The following is a 4,553-nucleotide window of genomic DNA, read 5'->3' on the forward strand; positions in this document are numbered from 1 at the left end:
CGCCCGCCCGGCCCCCGACGATCTCCCTCTGGACGACGTCGCCTGGATGCTCTACACGTCCGGTACCAGCGGCCGTCCGAAGGGCGTGCTGTCCACGCAGCGGAACAGGCTGTGGTCGGTCGCGGCCTGCTTCACCGGCGTCCTCGGCCTGGACGAGCGGGACCGCCTGCTCTGGCCGCTGCCGCTCTCGCACAGCTTCTCCCACGTCCTGTGCCTGCACGGGGTGGTGGCGACGGGGGCGTCGGCCAGGATCCTCGGCGGCTTCGACCCCGGCGACGTGCTCGCCGCCCTCCGCGCCGAACCGTTCACCGTCCTCGCGGGCGTGCCCGCCATGTACCACCAGCTGGTCCGGGCGGCGGGCCCGGACGGCTTCGGGCCCGGCCGCCGGCCGCGGCTGTGCCTGTGCGCGGGCGGGGTGGCGACGGAGGCGCTGTGCGCGGCGTTCGAGCGGACGTTCGGCAAGCCGCTCATCGGCGGCTACGGGTGCACGGAGACGTCCGGGCCGGTCGCGATGAACCGGCTGTCGGGCCGCCGGGCGCCCGGGTCGGCGGGCCCGCCCGTGCCCGGTGTCGCGATCCGCCTCGTCGACCCGGCGACCGGGAAGGACACGGGCGCGGGCTCGGGAGCCGAAGGCGAGGTGTGGGTGCGCGGCCCCGGCGTGATGGCCGGTTACCACGGCCGTCCGGCGGAGACGGAGCGGCGGGTGCGGGACGGCTGGTACCGCACCGGCGACCTCGGCCGGACGGACGGGCACGGCTTCCTCACCATCGGCGGCCGGATCGGCGAGCTGATCCGCAGGGGCGGGGAGAGCATCGCGCCCGCCGAGGTCGAGGAGGTGCTGCGCGCGGTACCGGGCGTCGCGGACGCCGCCGTCGCCGGGCGGCCGCACGAGATCCTGGGCGAGGTGCCGGTGGCGTTCCTCGTCCCCGATTCCGGCGGCCTGGACGCGGCGCGGATCTTCGCCGCGTGCCGCGAGCGGCTGTCGTACTTCAAGGTCCCCGACGCGCTGTACCGGGTCGACGAGATCCCGCGCAGCGGCCTCGGCAAGATCGAGCGGAAGGCGTTGCTGGACTCCCCCGCCCCGCTCCTGGCGGCGAGCAACGGCTATGACGGATCCTCCGGCCCGCCGTCCGCCGTGCGGGCCGGGCGGGCCCGACAGCCCCGGCCCGAGCTGAGCACGCCCTACGTTCCGCCGGAATCGGCGACGGAGGCGTCGATCGCCGCGCTCTGGGCCTGTCTTCTCGGGATCGACCGGGTCGGCGTCACCGACGACTTCCTCGAACTCGGCGGGAACTCGCTGCTCGCGGCCCGCTGCACGGCGAAGCTGGCCGGGATGTTCGGGTCCGCGCCGCCGCCCGGGGCCATGTACGCCGCCCCCACCGTGCGGAAGGTGGCCGCCCTCATCGACGCGGGACGCGCCCCCACCGGCCCCGCGCCGGCGCGGCCGCGGCGGCGGCCTCCCGACCGCACCCGCCCGCTGCCGCTCGCACCGGCGCAGACCGTGTTCTGGTACCTCGACCATTACCGGCGTCCGGGCGGCGCGCGGCATCCCGACTTCGCGCTGTCCCTCCAGTACCGGATCACCGGGCGGCTCGACGCGGCGGCGCTGGCGACGGCCGTCGATCGGCTGGTCGAGCGGCATGAGGCGCTGCGGACGCGGGTCCTGCTGGACGCGTCCGCCGGGCATCAGATCGTCCTCGACCGCGGTCCGGACGTGTTCGTCCACCATCCGGCCCCTGCCCGGTTCCGGCCGCTCGATCCGGAGTCGGGGCGGGTGCTGGCCGTCGATCTGACCAGCGCCTCGCCCGCCGAGCATCTGCTGGTGATCCGGGTCCATCACCTGGTCGCGGACGCCTCGTCCCTGACCGTGATCGCCGGTGAGCTGGCCGAGCTGTACAACGCCGCGGTCGGCGGCCGTCCCGCCGCGCTTCAGGCGCCGTCCGGCTACGGCGATCACGTGCGGCACACCGACGAGACGTTCTTCGCCGACACCGGCTGGCGGCACGCCGAGCCCCACCTTTCGGCGCTGCGCTACTGGGCGAGGCAGGCGGCGCGCGCCTCCCCCATCCGCCTGACCGGCCCGCACGCCGCGCCCGCCGAGAGCCGCCCGACGCGGTCGGCGACCGTGCTGCTCCCAGCCGCCGAGACCGCCGCCCTGACCGATCTCGCGCGGCGGAACCGGGCCTCCGTGTTCGCCGTGTTGCTGGCGGCGCTCGCCCGGCTCCTCGCCCTCGACACCGGCGACCGGGACGTCCGGCTGCTGACGCTCCACGCGGCACGCGAGACACCCGAAACGGACCGGATGGTCGGGCTCCTGCTCAACCCCGTGCTGCTGCGCGTGGACGCGCCGCCCGGACGGACGTTCACGGAGGCGGCCGGCGCCGCGGCGGGCGTCGTCCGGGACGCGCTGACGCACGGCCAGGTCCCGCTGCTGGCGCTGTGCGAGGAGATCCCCGACCTGATGACCCTGGTGGTGGAGTCGCAGTTCGTCGTCTTCGAGACGCTTCCAGCCGCCCCGCCGCTCGACCTGGACGGTTGCACGGCGCACCATCTCGACCCGGAGCACGCCCAGGACGCCGAGCACGCCGAGGACGTCCGCCAGCGCTTCCCCGTCGACCTCCTGCTGACCGCGAGGCCCGAAGGCGACGCGGGAGAAACGCTCCGCCTCGCCGCCAAGTACGACCCTGCCGTCTTTCCGCAGGCCCGCATCGACCGCCTGCTCGACCGTTTCCGGCGGCTGCTGGCCGCCTGCTGCCGCGACCCCGAATCGTCCATGGACCGCTGGATGGACGAGGCCCCCGAAGGGACGGACACATGCTGGAGCTGAAATACCAGGAACTGCTCGACAAGACCTTCGGTGCCGGGCCCGGCTACCGGTGGTGCTGCATCAGCTGCGGCACCGAACAGCACGACCTGCTCCGCAATCGCTGCGCGCACTGCGACGGCGCCGTGGACGCGATCCACGACCTGTCCATCACGTCCTTCACCGATTCCCATGACCCGCTGCGCCGCTATTCGGCCCTTCTCCCCGTGCGCGACCCGGACGTCCTGCGATGGCTCGGCGAGGGGAACACGGCCTGCATCCACGCGCGGGAACTCGGCAGGCGGCTCGGCATGGACGCCCTCTACCTCAAGGACGAGACGTCGAACCCGACCCGGTCGACGAAGGACCGCGTCGCCTCCGTCGCGCTCGCCCGGTTCGCGGAGCTCGGCGTCCGCGAGATCGCCCTGGCCTCGACGGGGAACACCTCGACGTCCTTCGCGCGCGCGGCCCGCCTGCTCGGCGGTTTCACCCTGCACATCTTCGTCGGGCGGCAGTTCCTGCATCGGCTGAACTACCCGGACCATCCGTCCACCCGGACCTACGTCGTCGACTCCGACTTCGTGTCCGCCGACATCTCCGCCCGCCGTTTCGCCCGGGAAGCGGGAATCGGGCTCGAAGGCGGATTCTTCAATCCGAGCCGCCGGGAAGGGCTGAAGCTCGCCTATCTGGAGGCGTTCGACGACATGCCGGTGGCTCCCGAATACGTCTTCCAGGCCGTCAGCAGCGGAATGGGGCTGCTCGGCGCCTACAAGGGCGCGATGGAGTACCGGATGCTCGGCAAGCTGCCGAAGATGCCCGCGTTCACGGGCGTCCAGCAGGACACCTGCGATCCCATGGCCCACGCTTTCGGCAACGGCGACGCCACGTTCGACGCCCGCCACCGGATTCCGGCACCCAGCGGAATCGCGGAGGCCATTCTGCGCGGCGACCCCGCCCAGTCGTATCCGTACATCAACACGGTGTGCCGCAGCACCGGCGGGCGGATCACCTCCGTCGGCACCGAGGAGATCAGGGCCGCGCGGCGCCTGCTGAAGGACCTCGAAGGGCTGGACGCCTGCTACAGCAGCGCCACCGCGCTCGCCGGGATGATCGCCGCGCGCGACCGCGGTGAGATCGCCCCCGACGCCCCGGTCCTGGTCGTCGTCACGGGCGCGGACCGTCCGCACGCCCCGACGCCGCGGCGCGTGGAGAGCGCGCGGTGAGGGCGGTCGTCATCGGCGGCGGGATCGTGGGCGCGTCCGTCGGCTGGCGATTGGCGCATGCGGGGCTGGACGTGCGCATCCTGGAGGCCGCCGGACCGGCGGGCGGCACGACCGCCGTCACGTTCGCCCGGCTCAGCGCCTTCGACAAGGAGCCGCGCGACTACTTCCGCCTCAACGCCGAGGGCATGGCCGAGCACGCCCGGCTCGCGTCCGAGTCCGCGCTGCCGACGTGGTACCACCCGTGCGGGTCCGTCCTCCTCGCCGGGGCCGAGGCCGGGGCCGGGGCCGGGCCCGATGGCGATGGCAGCGACGGGGGCGAGGCCGACCTGGCCCGCCGCGCCGACCGGTTCCGGGCCTGGGGGTACCCCCTGGCCTGGGACGCCGCCCCCGACCTGGGCATGGAGGCGCGGCTCCCCGGCCGCGTCCTGCACGCCTCCGCGGAGGGCTGGGTGGACGCGGTCGCGCTGACCCGCCACCTGCTCGACCGGGCGGTGCGGCACGGCGCCGAGATCCGTCCGGGGACCCGC

Annotated in this window: 3 protein-coding genes; all 3 read left to right on the forward strand. The window is 74.3% G+C overall.

Annotated features, from left to right (window positions below; translation table 11 throughout):
• A partial coding sequence (locus tag E1264_RS40550; RefSeq protein ID WP_165964639.1) for a fatty acid--CoA ligase family protein occupies nucleotides 1–2,827 on the forward strand: 2,827 nt, incomplete at its 5' end.
• Nucleotides 2,815–4,026, forward strand: coding sequence for a pyridoxal-phosphate dependent enzyme (locus E1264_RS40555; protein WP_132182563.1), 1,212 nt, complete (start codon nucleotides 2,815–2,817; stop codon nucleotides 4,024–4,026). The genes E1264_RS40550 and E1264_RS40555, both read left to right, overlap by 13 nt.
• A partial coding sequence (locus E1264_RS40560) for an FAD-dependent oxidoreductase (RefSeq protein WP_132182565.1) occupies nucleotides 4,023–4,553 on the forward strand: 531 nt, incomplete at its 3' end. The genes E1264_RS40555 and E1264_RS40560, both read left to right, overlap by 4 nt.

It is taken from the genome of Actinomadura sp. KC216 (assembly GCF_004348535.1).
Taxonomy (GTDB): Bacteria; Actinomycetota; Actinomycetes; order Streptosporangiales; family Streptosporangiaceae; genus Spirillospora.

What these genes read in the sequence shown, in the direction of transcription:
- E1264_RS40555 (WP_132182563.1), top strand. Translation starts at nt 2,815, where the DNA reads ATGCTGGAGCTGAAATACCAGGAACTGCTCGACAAGACCTTCGGTGCC.